The 13,629-nt window shown below is 57.1% G+C and carries 11 protein-coding genes and 1 pseudogene; 6 read left to right on the top strand and 6 right to left on the bottom strand.

From position 1 onward, the window contains the following. From AC1DFB_RS12445 to AC1DFB_RS12420, 6 genes and pseudogenes are all read left to right on the top strand, one after another. Entirely contained in the window at nt 1-1,383 is a 1,383-nt protein-coding gene (locus tag AC1DFB_RS12445) for a 1-acyl-sn-glycerol-3-phosphate acyltransferase (protein WP_480921374.1), read from the top strand. Nucleotides 1,384-1,494: 111 nt separating this feature from the next. Beyond that, nucleotides 1,495-2,781: a crotonyl-CoA carboxylase/reductase gene (gene ccrA, locus AC1DFB_RS12440; RefSeq protein WP_170395824.1), complete on the top strand. Its 1,287-nt coding sequence runs from the start codon at nt 1,495-1,497 to the stop codon at nt 2,779-2,781. A 367-nt stretch (nt 2,782-3,148) separates the two neighbouring features. After that, nucleotides 3,149-3,868, top strand: coding sequence for a helix-turn-helix transcriptional regulator (locus AC1DFB_RS12435; protein WP_170566299.1), 720 nt, complete (start codon nt 3,149-3,151; stop codon nt 3,866-3,868). A gap of 83 nt (nt 3,869-3,951) precedes the next feature. Beyond that, on the top strand, nt 3,952-4,590 hold the full coding sequence (locus AC1DFB_RS12430; RefSeq protein WP_480921373.1) for an acyl-homoserine-lactone synthase: 639 nt from the start codon (nt 3,952-3,954) through the stop codon (nt 4,588-4,590). Nucleotides 4,591-4,650: 60 nt separating this feature from the next. Then, entirely contained in the window at nt 4,651-6,183 is a 1,533-nt protein-coding gene (locus tag AC1DFB_RS12425) for an AAA family ATPase (RefSeq protein ID WP_170566301.1), read from the top strand. Further along, a pseudogene (locus AC1DFB_RS12420) lies at nt 6,180-6,907 on the top strand (SDR family oxidoreductase). The gene AC1DFB_RS12425 and the pseudogene AC1DFB_RS12420 overlap by 4 nt, the downstream one beginning before the upstream one ends. A gap of 3 nt (nt 6,908-6,910) precedes the next feature. Here AC1DFB_RS12420 and AC1DFB_RS12415 read toward each other — a convergent pair. The 6 genes from AC1DFB_RS12415 to AC1DFB_RS12390 form a co-directional block, all read right to left on the bottom strand. Further along, nucleotides 6,911-7,675, bottom strand: a complete 765-nt coding sequence (locus AC1DFB_RS12415) for a TIGR02186 family protein (protein WP_170597281.1) — start codon at nt 7,673-7,675, stop codon at nt 6,911-6,913. A 1-nt stretch (nt 7,676) separates the two neighbouring features. Continuing rightward, nucleotides 7,677-8,597 (bottom strand): sulfite exporter TauE/SafE family protein, encoded by a 921-nt coding sequence (locus tag AC1DFB_RS12410; RefSeq protein WP_170395834.1) that lies wholly within the window; start codon nt 8,595-8,597, stop codon nt 7,677-7,679. 261 nt (nt 8,598-8,858) lie between these two features. Next, nucleotides 8,859-9,869, bottom strand: a complete 1,011-nt coding sequence (locus AC1DFB_RS12405) for an ABC transporter permease (protein ID WP_480921372.1) — start codon at nt 9,867-9,869, stop codon at nt 8,859-8,861. Continuing rightward, complete coding sequence (locus tag AC1DFB_RS12400) at nt 9,869-10,963, bottom strand: ABC transporter permease (RefSeq protein WP_170513031.1); 1,095 nt, start codon at nt 10,961-10,963, stop codon at nt 9,869-9,871. The genes AC1DFB_RS12405 and AC1DFB_RS12400 overlap by 1 nt, the downstream gene beginning before the upstream one ends. A 3-nt stretch (nt 10,964-10,966) precedes the next feature. Beyond that, the gene (locus AC1DFB_RS12395; RefSeq protein WP_170395839.1) at nt 10,967-12,496 is read right to left on the bottom strand and encodes an ABC transporter ATP-binding protein; all 1,530 of its coding nucleotides are present in this window, start codon (nt 12,494-12,496) and stop codon (nt 10,967-10,969) included. An 81-nt stretch (nt 12,497-12,577) separates the two neighbouring features. Then, complete coding sequence (locus AC1DFB_RS12390; protein ID WP_170395841.1) at nt 12,578-13,576, bottom strand: BMP family lipoprotein; 999 nt, start codon at nt 13,574-13,576, stop codon at nt 12,578-12,580. Nucleotides 13,577-13,629 lie beyond the last annotated feature (53 nt).

The raw sequence follows: 13,629 nt of genomic DNA, 5'->3' as shown, positions 1-13,629 counted from the left end.
ATGATGCAGACTGTGGAAATCCCGCTTTGGCTGTTTGTGCTGATCGTGCTGTTTGCCGCGGTCACATTTGCCTCGCATTTTTTGTTTCCGTCGGTGCGCTGGTTTTTCCGCCGCCGCCTTGAGCGCGCCGTCGCACGGTTGAACAAGCGACTGCAGCGTCCGATCCAACCGTTCAAGTTGGCGGGGCGGCATGACATGATTCAACGGCTTATCTATGACCCGCAAGTAAGCCGGGCGGTGCAGCAGCATGCCAAAGAAGAAGGTGTGCCTGACGCTGTTGCCTCAGAATTAGCACGGCGTTATGCGCGCGAGATTGCGCCCTCATTCTCGACAGTGGCGTATTTCAGCATCGCGATCCGTTTTGCCCGCATGCTGAGCAACGCCTTTTACAAGGTGCAGTTGGGTTACGAGGACAAAGCCGCGCTGGACAGCATCGATCCCGATGCGACGGTCGTTTATGTCATGAACCACCGCAGCAATATGGATTACGTGCTGGTCACCTATCTGGCGGCAGATCATTCGACCTTATCCTATGCTGTGGGCGAATGGGCCCGTGTCTGGCCTCTAAGTCGATTGATTCGCGCGATGGGGGCCTATTTCATTCGCCGCAAGTCGGGTAGCGACCTATATCGACAGGTCCTTGCAAGCTATGTAAGACACGCGACCGAAGCGGGCGTGACGCAGGCCATGTTCCCTGAGGGCGGGCTGAGTCTGACTGGCAAACTGGGGCGCCCCAAGCTGGGATTGTTGAAGTATATCCTTGACGGAGTCGAACCGCAGGGGCGGGATGTGGTGTTTGTTCCGGTTGCTTTGAACTATGATCGGGTGCTTGAAGATACCGTATTAACAGCGGCAGCGAAGGATAGTGAACGCCGCTTCCGCGCGCGGATCGGGGTTATCACCCGCTGGTCGCTCAAGCAGATTTGGCGCAGGCTTGTCGGGCGCTACAAGAGATTCGGGATTGCCTCGGTGCGGTATGCGACACCGATTTCTCTGAAGGAATTTCGAGTCGCGCACGAACGGGACCTAACGACCGATCTGGCCCGCGAGTTGATGCGCAGGATCGGTGCCGCAATTCCCTTTGTTCCAGTGCCTGCAGCGTGTCGGCTGGTTCAGGAAGAAGGTGAAATGTCAGAGCAGGAGTTGAAGGCGCGTTTGCTGACGTTGGGCGGCGACGCGGTTGCCCAGGATGATGGAGAGGCTGTTGACGATGCCATCAATCAGTTGGTCGAGCGACGGATTCTGCGTCGCGAGGCTGGAGTGTTGCGCCCATCAGGCGAGCGATCAGAGCTGCTTGCTTATTACGCGGCAGCATCAGAACCCGTTGTTCGGGCTGAGAATGATGCAAGTGCAGAAAATATTTCTGCAACTGCTGGGTCATAAAATTACAAAATAGATACCAATAACGGTTGCAATATTACTCAGAGGCTAATATTTCGTCTTTGGAAAGCCGCGATTCTGCGGCGCGGCAACAGTTGGAAAAAGGAGGCCAGCATGGCTTTGGATGTCGACAGCGGTATCGCGTCGTATGAGGCGCCGGAGAAGGACCTCTACGAGATGGGTGAAATCCCCCCGATGGGGTACGTTCCCAAGCAAATGTATGCCTGGGCCATCCGGAAAGAGCGCCACGGTGAGCCAGACACAGCGATGCAGCTGGAAGTCGTTGATGTCCCGAAGCTGGACAGCCACGAAGTGCTGGTTCTCGTTATGGCGGCGGGTGTGAACTACAACGGCGTCTGGGCATCGCTTGGCAAGCCGATCAGCCCGTTTGATGGCCACGGCCAACCCTTTCACATCGCAGGTTCAGATGCGTCGGGCATCGTCTGGGCGGTTGGTGACAAAGTGAAGCGCTGGAAAGTCGGCGATGAAGTCGTGATTCACTGCAACCAGGACGATGGCGATGACGAACACTGCAACGGTGGTGATCCGATGTATTCGCCCAGCCAGCGCATCTGGGGATATGAGACACCTGATGGCTCGTTCGCGCAGTTTACAAATGTTCAGGCTCAGCAGCTGATGCCGCGTCCCAAGCACCTGACCTGGGAAGAAAGCGCCTGCTACACGCTGACCTTGGCAACAGCCTATCGGATGCTTTTTGGGCACGAGCCGCACGATCTGAAGCCGGGCCAGAACGTCCTGGTTTGGGGCGCATCGGGCGGTCTGGGCTCTTACGCGATACAGCTGATCAACACTGCGGGTGCCAATGCGATCGGCGTGATTTCGGATGAAAGCAAGCGTGAGTTTGTGATGGACCTTGGCGCCAAAGGCGTCATCAACCGCAAGGATTTCAACTGCTGGGGCCAGCTGCCCACGGTGAATACTCCGGAATATGCTGAATGGTTCAAAGAAGCCCGCAAGTTTGGCAAGGCCATCTGGGATATTACCGGCAAAGGTGTGAACGTCGACATGGTGTTCGAGCACCCCGGCGAAAGCACGTTCCCGGTGTCCACTTTTGTCGTGAAAAAGGGAGGTATGGTTGTGATCTGCGCCGGGACCACTGGCTACAATCTGACCTTCGACGTGCGTTACATGTGGATGCACCAGAAACGCTTGCAGGGCTCGCATTTTGCGCATCTCAAACAGGCCTCGGCTGCAAACCAGCTAATGGTCGAGCGCCGCTTGGATCCGTGCATGTCCGAAGTGTTCACTTGGCAGGATCTGCCTGAGGCGCACATGAAGATGATGCGCAACGAACACAAGCCGGGCAACATGTCGGTGCTGGTTCAGGCTCCGCATACAGGCATGCGCACCCTTGAAGAAGTATTGGCTGCCCGCGACTAACGGTCTCAGGCAAACAGCAGCTGCAACACCCGCAGGGCGCAAACACGCCTTGCGGGTGTTCATCGTTTCTATCGATGATTATGCATTTTCAATGCTTTAAGAAATCGCACCCCGCTATTTCTGGGGAGTAGAAAGCAGCGAGTAGGCCGAATTAGTCTGCACATGTTATGGTTGTGTTAACCCTTCGTTAACTATTTCGGGGACACCCTGATGGCGCAAAATGAGTGGATTTTGGACGTTCTGTCGGACCTCAACGCCTTTGCTGTGGCGAATGGGTTGAGCGCGCTAGCCGAGCAGCTTGACGACACAAGACTGATCGCCGCGGCCGAGATTGCGTCCTCAAAGGATGAGGCTTGCGCGCCCGCGAATGGGAAGAAAATTCGATTTGAGCCAGATCCTAGGGGATTTGGAAAGCACCAGCACGCTTGACGAGCTGACCAGCGTAGCAGTCCAGTTGCGGGACAAGCTGCAAATTGACCACATGACATATCATTGGGTTGATGGGGCCGGGGATCAATACGGGTTCACGACTTATTCGGATGCCTGGGATGTACGGTATCGAGACAGGAATTATCATCGTATTGATCCGGTTATTCTGGGTTGTTTTCAGCGATTTCACGCTGTGGACTGGAAACAGCTGAATTGGTCGGGCAAAGCAGTAAAGGCCTTCCTGCAGGACGCGCAGGAACATGGCGTCGGCAATCAGGGCTATTCGATCCCGCTGCGGGGGCCAGGCGGGCAATTCGCGCTGTTTACGGTCAACAACAGCTGCGATGACATCGCATGGCAGGCATTTGTCGAAACGTATGGCCGCGATCTCATATTGGTGGCGCATTTCCTCAATCGAAAAGCGCTGGAATTTGCAAAAGAACGGCAGCCGGACAACATGCGGGGGCTCTCGCCCCGCGAAATCGATGCAATGACATTGCTGGCGCTGGGGTATAGCCGAGCGCAGGTGGCGCACTCGCTTTCCATTTCTGAGCATACGCTCAGGGCCTATATCGAAAGCGCACGCTCAAAACTCGGTGCGCAAAATACGACTCATGCAATCGCCACTGCACTCAGTAGAGGATTAATAGTCGTTTAACGACCGTACGGTGGTCTCACCTTAAATTAACCACGTGTTCGTACCCCCTTTGTTCCAACTGTGGACGATAAGGGGAACACGTCATGTTGCGTTATTTGTATGCCGATGAGCTGCATAAATTTCCGGAATTGACCAAGGGGATGTTCAGGGATCGCGCGGATCAGTTCAAAACCCGCCTTGGCTGGGATGTTAAGGTTAATGAAAAGGGGGAAGAGCGGGATCAGTACGATGACCTGAACCCGCTCTATGTGATTTGGGAAGAGGCAGATGGCAGCCATGGCGGGTCCATGCGGATCCTACCGACGACCGGTCCGGTCATGGTGAACGACATATTCGGACATCTCACCGGGGGCAGTCCGATCCGAAGCCCACTAATCTGGGAGGTCACTCGCTTTTGCCTCTCGCGCAACGCCAGCGCTCATACCGCCGGGGCCATCATGCTGAGCGGCGGTGAGGTGATGGAAGGGTTTGGCCTGACCCACATAGCGGGCGTTTTTGATGCCCGCATGATCCGGATCTACCGTATGATCGGATCGTCTCCGGTGGTTTTGGGCACCGAAGGGAAAGGGCGCGATCAGATCTCGGTCGGCCTGTGGCCTTATTCAGCGGATGATTGCAACCGTGTAGCAGCGCGCGCAGGCATCCCGCGAGAGTTGTCGCGCCTGTGGTTCAAGACAGCATTTGGCCATGGCGCACAGCACCGGTTCGCTTTGTCAGCCTAAGCATACGGAAAAACCAATCCACATCTGGCAGCGCGCGGCGCGTCCCTGTAGGGTCGCGCCATGTCCTTGCCCCAAGTCACATTTTCCGAAGATCAGGCTGCCGCTTTTGACAACATTGCCGAGATGTTGCGAGGTGCCGGAGTAGACCTTGAAGACGACGCTCTGCTGAAACTGCCCGGCAACGGAAAGTCTGGTGTGATGGCTGTTATTGGCAAGGCTGGATCGGGCAAAACCCTGTTGCTGGCAGAGCTTTACAAAGCTTTGGCCGAGACGGGGGTCAACCTGATCTCGGGCGATTTCGAAAGCCGCAAATCCCGCGACAAGCGCAGCCTTGCGATCCTCGCGCCGACGAACAAGGCCGCCAGCGTATTGCGGCTGCGTGGGGTGCCCGCGACGACGATCCATCGCATCCTTTATACGCCTGTTTACGACCCTGAATACGAGCGGATCGCCGAATGGCTCGCGGGCAATGACGAACGGCCCGAGATCGAAGGGCTGACAGACGAAGCGCTGGACCGCGCAGCCGCGTTCTATGCCAACAACAAATCCATCCCTGGTGCGCTGGCCGCTGCTGGGTTGCGCGGTTCGGATTTCATCACCGGCTGGAAACGTCGCGAAGAGCCGCTGGATATCGGTTTTGTGGATGAAGCCTCGATGCTAGACGATCGACAATTCGAGGATCTAAAGGAAATCTTCCCAACATTGTTGCTATTTGGTGATCCGGCGCAGTTGGCGCCGGTCAACCAATCAGGCTCGATGGTGTTTGACGGGTTGCCAGAGCCGCGCAAGCAAATCCTGCATCGCGTGCATCGGCAAACTGCGGATAACCCGATCCTAGACCTCGCCCATGCTCTGTCCGATCCGGCCATGGGGTTTGAGGATTTCGAACGTCTGATCGAGGACACTGCCCGAAAGGATGACCGCGTTGTCTGGGGACAGCGGGTCGAGGTTGATCTGATGGCGCGCAGCCCGGTTCTTGTCTGGCGCAATGCGACTCGAATCCGGCTGATTCAGGCGTTCCGCACCGTACACGGCGCGCCGGAAACTGAACTACTGGAAGGGGAACCGTTGATTTGTGACGGCATTGAGCTGCCGTTGAAGCACCGCAAAAAGCGACTGGACCTTGAGGCGCGCGGGCTGATCAAAGGCGCGCAGGTCATTTACCTTGGCCCTGGTCGCAAGCCGGGTTTTTCGCGGTTGCATGTGATGGGGGCCGAAGACCCTCAGGTCTCGGCGGCGTCGATCGTGCAGATTGAAAAGCCCGATGAGGAGGAGCCGTTCATTCCCTATGCTGCCCGTATGGGGGCAACGTTCCTGCATGGTGCCGCTGTGACGATCCATAAGGCGCAAGGGTCGCAATGGGACACGGTTCAGGTCTTTGCGCCAGACATCTACGCAGCCGCCCGCATGGGCCGTACTGAGGCCGGGCAGCCGTTGTGGAAGCGCCTAGCTTATGTCGCCATAACCCGCGCACAGGAGAGGCTAATCTGGGTAGTGCGGAACCGCTTGTCGAAACCGACCCACCCGTTGCGTGTGGATGACCTGCGTGCGGTTGCGGCACCATCCCTGACATTGGAGGCGGAAGAGACATGAAGACGATCATCGTGACCGGCGCAAGCTCGGGCATAGGCCGCGCCACCGCCGAGCTGTTTCTGTCAGAAGGATGGACTGTCGGGCTTCTGGCCCGCAGCGCTGACAAACTTCATGCTATGGCACAGCATAACGCCTCGGCGATCCCGCTGGTTGCCGATGTGACTGACCCGGATGCCGTTGCAAACGCCTTTACTGCATTCACCCGACAGACCGGGCGACTGGACGTGCTGTTCAACAATGCCGGGATTTTTGCCCCTGGTGGCACCATCGACGAGATCGCGCTTGAGGATTGGTACGGCTCGGTCAATGTGAACCTGAACGGCATGTTCCTGTGTGCACGGACTGCATTTGCTGCAATGCGGGCTCAGGCGCCGCAGGGGGGCGCATCATAAACAACGGTTCAATCGCTGCTCATGTGCCGCGCCCGAACTCGGTGCATTATTCTGCGACGAAACACGCGATTACCGGTCTGACGCGCAGCCTGTCTCTGGACGGGCGGAGTTTTGGAATTGCCTGTGGTCAGATCGACATCGGAAATGCGCGCACCCCGATGGTGCAAGGGCTGGTCGATGAGGCACTTGCCGAAGGCCGCGACCCTGTTCCCACCATGGATGTCGGGGATGCCGCCCGCTCGGTACTGCATATGGCCGAACTGCCGCCTGAGGCGAATGTGCAATTCATGACCGTTATGGCCACGACCATGCCCTATATCGGTCGCGGGTGACGATCAGTTCTCGCGCAGTAGGCGGAAGGCTGTCGAAGCGCCCCAACCGGCGGCAATCGCGATGGCCAGTGACATAAGCCCGTACCAAATGGGTTGTTCGCGCGACATCGCGTACAAGAACCGCTCAAGCCCGACTTTGCGTACTCCGATTGAGGTTTCAAAGGTCGAGACCACCTTTCCGTCTCGTGTCAGGAAGATACGGGCGCTGTAGTCGCCTTCGGTTAGGTCAGACGGCATGTCGATTGATGTGCGGAACAACGTCTGTTCGTCCACAGCCACTGTGTTTTCCCGGATCGAGTACAGCCCTTCATCTTCGCGGATGCGGATGACCGCCTCGGAAAAATCCTGTGCGCCCTGAATGCTCATGTCCGCACCGACCGACCGGATGGCACGCTCGATCGAAACCTTATAGCGTAGGTCTTCGGTCTGGGTCAGAACCTCGGAAAACGGGGCGCTGGTGGCAACGGCGTAAAAGCTTGGAGCCAGATCAACAACAAGGCTGTCGGTATTCACCCAGATCCCGAACCGTTTCTCTTTGCGGCGTACGGTGACAGGTTCGGATGGGCCGACCACCGATACGATGACCTCAAGCGGTGGACCGTCCGGGATCGGGGCTTCGCGCTTTACCGCGCCGAAAACCAGTATTTCGGACCCGTCAAAATTGGCGGTAATCGACACCCGATCCTGACTTAGGCCCAGAACAACCTGTTCTTCGGCTGCGTAGGCTGGCAGACAGATCAGACAAAGAAGAGCAATCACACGCAGCATCTTAGTGCCCTCCTGCATCGCCAAGCGAATACAACTCGGCGGGTTGAAGCAGAAGATCAAGCGCCAGCTTGCCGCAGACGACAAGTACAAGAGCCGCCAACAAAACGCGCAATTGTTCAGCCGGCATTCGGGCACCGATGACTGTTCCGATTTGGGCACCAACTACGCCACCGACGAGTAGAAGAACCGCCAACACGACATCAACTGTATAGTTGGTGGTGGCGTGCAGCATAGTGGTAAAGGCGGTTACAAAGATGATCTGAAACAGCGAAGTTCCGACAACAACCTTGGTCGGCATGCCCAATAGATAGATCATCGCGGGCACCATGATAAACCCGCCGCCGACACCCATGATAGCAGACAGGACACCGACAAACAGGCCTACGACAAGCGGTGGAATGACCGAGATGTACAGGCCCGACGTCCGAAACCGCATCTTGAACGGCATGGCGTGCACCCAACCGCGCTGGCGTCGTTTCGGAGGCGGCGTGCCGCCTTTCCGCGTTTTTCTAATCGCGTTCAGGCTTTCGACAAACATCAGACTGCCGATGATGCCCAGAAATACGACATAGCAAAGTTTGACCAGCAGATCGACCTGTCCGAGGCTCTTGAGATAGTTGAAGACAACAACACCCAACGCAGCGCCTGTCAGCCCTCCGACCAAAAGGACTGTACCCATTTTAAGGTCCACGGTTCGGCGCCTGAAATGCGCCAGCACCCCAGAAAATGATGAAGCAACAATCTGGTTTGCCTCGGTTGCGACCGCAACCGCAGGCGGAATGCCGATGAAGAACAGCAGTGGAGTCATCAAAAACCCACCGCCAACGCCAAACATTCCAGACAGAATGCCCACCATTCCACCCAGTCCAAACAGTAGAAACGCGTTTACGGATACTTCGGCAATCGGGAGGTAAATCTGCATGGCTTCTTCTAGACAGGAGAGGCCGTACCACGCGGTGTGGCAAAGCCATTGGTAACATAAATCTCAACAGACAGAAGCGCGCGTGCCAGATAGGGCCATCTAGTTGTTTCCGTGGCTCAACCTGAAAATAGTCGATAGCATGGCTGCGGAACTGATGCGGGACACGTCCATACCCCCTTAGAGCGGTTGCGGCATACAAAATCAACTCTGTATGCCGCTTTGCAGCAAACAGGACTGAGGGGCAGTCCTGAACTGGCTCTATCAGCGTTCCTTTACATATGGTTCGCCGCCTGCGCGTGGCGGTATGGCCTTGCCGACGAACCCGGCAAGAATCACCACGGTCAGGATATAGGGCAGGGCGTCCATGACCTGCACCGGGATCACGACCCCGCCCAAATCGATGTTCTGGAACCGCAAGGCAATGGCCTGCAACAGCCCGAACAACAGGCATGCCCACATCGCGTGCCACGGACGCCATTTTGCAAAGATCAGAGCAGCCAGTGCGATAAATCCGCGCCCGGCGGTCATCTCTTTCACAAAGCCTGCTTGCAGCGCGGTGGCCAGGTAGGCACCTGCGATGCCGCAAAGTACGCCGCAAATCGCAACCGCTGCGTAGCGGAGACCTACAACCGAAACTCCAGCAGTATCCACCGCCGCAGGATTCTCTCCGACCGCGCGCAGACGCAGCCCGAACCGGGTGCGGAACAGAATCCACCAAGTCAGTGGCACCATAAGGAAAGCCACGTAAACCAGAATGGAATGGCCAGACAGAAGCTCGGAATAGGCCATATGCAGGGGATTGGTTTCAGACATCAGCTCGGAAACCGGACGGCCTGTCAGTTCGGCGTCAGCCGGACCGATCGCATAAGGGAATTCTGCAGATTCAAACCGCCCTTCACCGAACAATGATGGCGTACGACCACCCTGCTTGAACCAGCTTTGGGCGACAAGAACGGTCATACCTGAGGCAAGAAAGTTGATCGCAACCCCCGAGATCAGCTGATTGCCCCGGAACGAGATCGACGCAAACCCGTGTAGCGCCGAAAGGACCAGAGATGCCGCGATCCCGGCCAGCAATCCCAGCCACACCGAACCGGTTACGGCGGCGACGGCAGCCGAGAAGAATGCTGACATCAGCATCTTGCCTTCAAGGCCGATGTCGAAGATGCCCGCGCGCTCGGAGTATAGACCGGCCAGACAGGCAAGCAGCAAAGGCGTAGCCAGTCGGATGGTCGAATCCAGAACCTGGATGAGTGTCAGGAAGAAATCCATCAGGCCGACCCCTTCCGAAGCGCCATGAACAGCTTTTCAAGCGGCATGCGCACCATGTTGTCCAGTGCTCCGGTAAACAGAATGACCAACGCTTGGATGACCACGATCAGTTCGCGCGGAATTGATGTCCAAAGCGCCAGTTCGGCCCCGCCCTGATACAGAAACCCAAACAGAATAGCGGCTAGAAATACCCCGAATGGATGCGACCGACCCATCAGTGCCACGGCAATTCCAATGAAACCCGCGCCTTCGGTTGCGTTCAGCACCAACCGCTCGGCTTCGCCCATCACGTTGTTGACTGCCATCAGGCCCGCCAGAGCGCCCGAGATCAGCATGGCAATAATCGTGATGCGTACAGGCGAGATACCGGCGTAGACGGCACCGGTTTCCGAATGGCCGTAGGCGCGGATTTCATAGCCCAACCGAGTTCGCCAGATCAGCGCCCAGACAACAAAACACGCAAGGATTGCGACGAAGAACGAGATGTTGGCAGGCGCACCTCGGAAAACGATGTTTTCGGCGCTCGAGAACATCGACTGGAAAGTCGGGAGATGCACTGCCTCGGGGAAACGAGCCGTTGCTGGGTCTTGCGACCCTTGCGGGCGCATGACGTTGACCAGCATGTAATTCAGGAAAGCGGCAGCGATGAAATTGAACATGATCGTGGTGATCACGATATGGCTGCCCCGCTTCGCCTGCAGATAGGCCGGGATCGCGGCCCAGGCTGCACCGAAGATCATCGAAGCAGCACAGGCGGCCAGCAAAGCTATTGTCCAATGCGGCCAAGGAACCGATAGGCAGACGATGGCAACGCCCAGTCCGCCCAGCATGGCCTGACCCTCGCCGCCGATGTTGAACAAGCGCGCGTGAAAGGCAACTGCAACCGCGAGTCCGGTGAAGATGAAGTTCGTTGCATAATAAAGTGTATAGCCCCAGCCGTAGGTTGACCCTAGTGCCCCAGTGACCATCAGATTTACCGCCTCAAGCGGATCTTCCCCGATGGCCAGGATCACGATTGCCGAAAGGATTGTGGCTAGAAGCAGACTGATTAGCGGGATCAGTACCACATCGGCCCATTTGGGCATTTTTTCCATGGTTCAGGCGGCCTCTCCTGCAACACCGGCCATCAGCAGGCCCAGTTCTTTTTCATCCGTCTCGGCGGGCAGACGCTCGCCCATGATATGTCCGTCAAACATAACCGCGATCCGGTCCGAGAGTGAGAAGATCTCTTCCAGCTCGACCGAGACCAGCAAGATTGCTTTGCCCTGATCCCTCAAGGCGACGATCTGTTTATGAATGAACTCGATGGCACCGATATCCACGCCGCGTGTGGGCTGGCCCACCAGCAGCAGATCGGGATTGCGCTCGATTTCTCGTGCAACGACGATTTTCTGTTGATTGCCGCCCGAGAAGCTTTTTGCCGTCAGCCAGCCATTGGGCGGGCGCACATCGAACTTCTCGATCTTGGCTTCGGTGTCGGCACGCAGGGCAGCGTTGTCCATGAACAGCCCGCGTTTGTAAGCAGGGTCGCGGTGGTAGCCGAACGCCACGTTCTCCCACGCGTGAAAATCCATGATCAGACCTTCGCGCTGCCGATCCTCGGGGACATGAGCGATATGTCGGGCGCGCCGCGCTTGCCCGTCCGATCCGGGGCCGTGCAACGCCAGAGGTTCGCCGTTCAGTTTGATCGAGCCTACCCCGGGTCGCATACCGCCCAAAACTTCAAGCAGTTCGGACTGCCCGTTGCCAGCAACGCCCGCGATGCCAACGATCTCACCCGCGCGAACGGTTAGGTCGATGCCTTTGACACGCTCGACACCGGCCGAATCGGTGACACTGAGGTTTTCGATTTCCAGAACCGGTTTGCCCGGCTGTGCAGGCACCTTATCAACCTGTAGCAAGACCTTGCGGCCAACCATCAATTCGGCCAGTGCCTGCGGATTGGTGTCAGCTGTTTTGACGGTGGCGGTCATCTCACCACGGCGCATAACCGAAACCGTATCAGTGTTCTCCATGATTTCGCGCAGCTTGTGCGTGATCACGATGATTGTTTTACCCTCGGACCGCAGCCGGTCGAGAATGCGAAACAGCTGGTCCGCCTCGGCAGGGGTAAGAACGCCCGTGGGTTCGTCCAGAATCAGAATTTCGGCCTTGCGGTAGAGCGCCTTGAGAATCTCAACCCGCTGCTGCATGCCCACACCGATCTCATCGATGCGTTTGTCCGGGTCGACGAACAGTTCGTATTCTTCCTCTAGGTCTTTCAGCTCTTTCCGGGCTTTCGCCAGCGACGGAGCCAACAGCCCACCGTCCTCCGCACCCAGAACGATGTTTTCCAGAACGGTGAAATTCTCGACCAGTTTGAAATGCTGAAACACCATCCCGATGCCCGAGGCGATCGCCGCCTGGCTGTCAGGGATGTCGGTCTTGGTGCCGTTGATCCAGATTTCGCCTTTGTCGGCTTTGTAAAATCCGTAGAGGATGCTCATCAGCGTGGATTTGCCCGCTCCGTTTTCACCGATGATCCCGTGGATCGCTCCGCGGGCGACGCTGATGGAAATATCTTTATTAGCCTGAACCGGCCCAAAGGCTTTGGAAATCCCTTTGAGTTCAATGGCGGGGACGGTCATATCTTGTCCTTGGGTTGACGAAAGGGCCGCATGCGGCAGAGTGGTGCAGGGCGGAGGCCATGGCCCCCGCCCCCAGTTACATCAGAACTGCAGTGCAGGGCAGCTGTCGTTCTCGTAGTAGCTGACAACGCTTACGTTGCCATCGATGATGTCGCGACGGGCACTTTCAATGGCCGAGCTCATTTCTTCGCTCACCAGTTCCGCGTTGTTTTCATCCATCGCAACGCCAACGCCATCTTGTGCAAGACCCATGGTGTAAACACCGGTCTGGACGTCTTCGCCAGCTTTCATGGCGTCATATACAGCAACGTCCACACGCTTGAGCATCGAGGTCAGGACCTTGCCCGGGTGCAGGTGGTTCTGGTTGCTATCGACACCGATTGACAGGATGCCTTCGTCGGCTGCGGTTTGCAGAACGCCAACACCGGTACCGCCCGCAGCGGCGTAAATCACGTCAGCACCCTGGCTGATCTGTGCTTTGGTCAACTCCGAGCCCTTCACCGGGTCGTTCCATGCTGCAGGGGTGGTGCCTGTCATATTGGCAACAACGTTGATGTCCGGGTTTACGGACTTCGCGCCTTGTGCATAACCACAACCAAAGTGACGGATCAGAGGGATATCCATACCACCGATAAAGCCCACTGTGCCGGATTGGGACGCCATCGCCGCCATCATGCCGACCAGGTATGATCCTTCATGTTCGGCAAATCCGATCTGGCGAATGTTCGGGGCTTCCAGCCAGGTCACGTCGACCGCAACGAATTTGGTATCCGGATAGTCACCTGCCACTGCAGCCAATGGATCGGCCATGGCGAAGCCCATTGTGATAATCGGGTTTGCGCCTGCTTCGGCAAAGCGGCGAAGCGCCTGTTCGCGCTGCGCTTCCGACTGAAGCTCGATCTCGCGATAGCTTTTGCCGGTCTGTTCCGCCCAACGCTGAGCGCCATTATGCGCGGCTTCGTTGAACGATTTGTCGAACTTGCCACCCAGATCAAAGATAAGGGCCGGTTCTGCCATAGCAGCACCTGCTGTTAGTGCAACCGCAGCGGCTGCGCCCATCAAGGATTTCATAAATGTCATTTGTTACTCCCGTTGGCTGTTATCGGTCCGGGGCTTAATCCCCCGGTACCCAC

The organism is Ruegeria sp. S84 (genome assembly GCF_056583445.1).
Note: the sequence above shows the minus strand (reverse complement) of the source record. Positions and strands in the feature narration are given on the sequence as shown.

Coding starts and splice junctions, on each gene's coding strand:
- AC1DFB_RS12445 (WP_480921374.1), top strand. CDS start 1: ATGATGCAGACTGTGGAAATCCCGCTTTGGCTGTTTGTGCTGATCGTG.
- ccrA (WP_170395824.1), top strand. CDS start 1,495: ATGGCTTTGGATGTCGACAGCGGTATCGCGTCGTATGAGGCGCCGGAG.
- AC1DFB_RS12435 (WP_170566299.1), top strand. CDS start 3,149: ATGGGAAGAAAATTCGATTTGAGCCAGATCCTAGGGGATTTGGAAAGC.
- AC1DFB_RS12430 (WP_480921373.1), top strand. CDS start 3,952: ATGTTGCGTTATTTGTATGCCGATGAGCTGCATAAATTTCCGGAATTG.
- AC1DFB_RS12425 (WP_170566301.1), top strand. CDS start 4,651: ATGTCCTTGCCCCAAGTCACATTTTCCGAAGATCAGGCTGCCGCTTTT.
- AC1DFB_RS12415 (WP_170597281.1), bottom strand. CDS start 7,675: ATGCTGCGTGTGATTGCTCTTCTTTGTCTGATCTGTCTGCCAGCCTAC.
- AC1DFB_RS12410 (WP_170395834.1), bottom strand. CDS start 8,597: ATGCAGATTTACCTCCCGATTGCCGAAGTATCCGTAAACGCGTTTCTA.
- AC1DFB_RS12405 (WP_480921372.1), bottom strand. CDS start 9,869: ATGGATTTCTTCCTGACACTCATCCAGGTTCTGGATTCGACCATCCGA.
- AC1DFB_RS12400 (WP_170513031.1), bottom strand. CDS start 10,963: ATGGAAAAAATGCCCAAATGGGCCGATGTGGTACTGATCCCGCTAATC.
- AC1DFB_RS12395 (WP_170395839.1), bottom strand. CDS start 12,496: ATGACCGTCCCCGCCATTGAACTCAAAGGGATTTCCAAAGCCTTTGGG.
- AC1DFB_RS12390 (WP_170395841.1), bottom strand. CDS start 13,576: ATGACATTTATGAAATCCTTGATGGGCGCAGCCGCTGCGGTTGCACTA.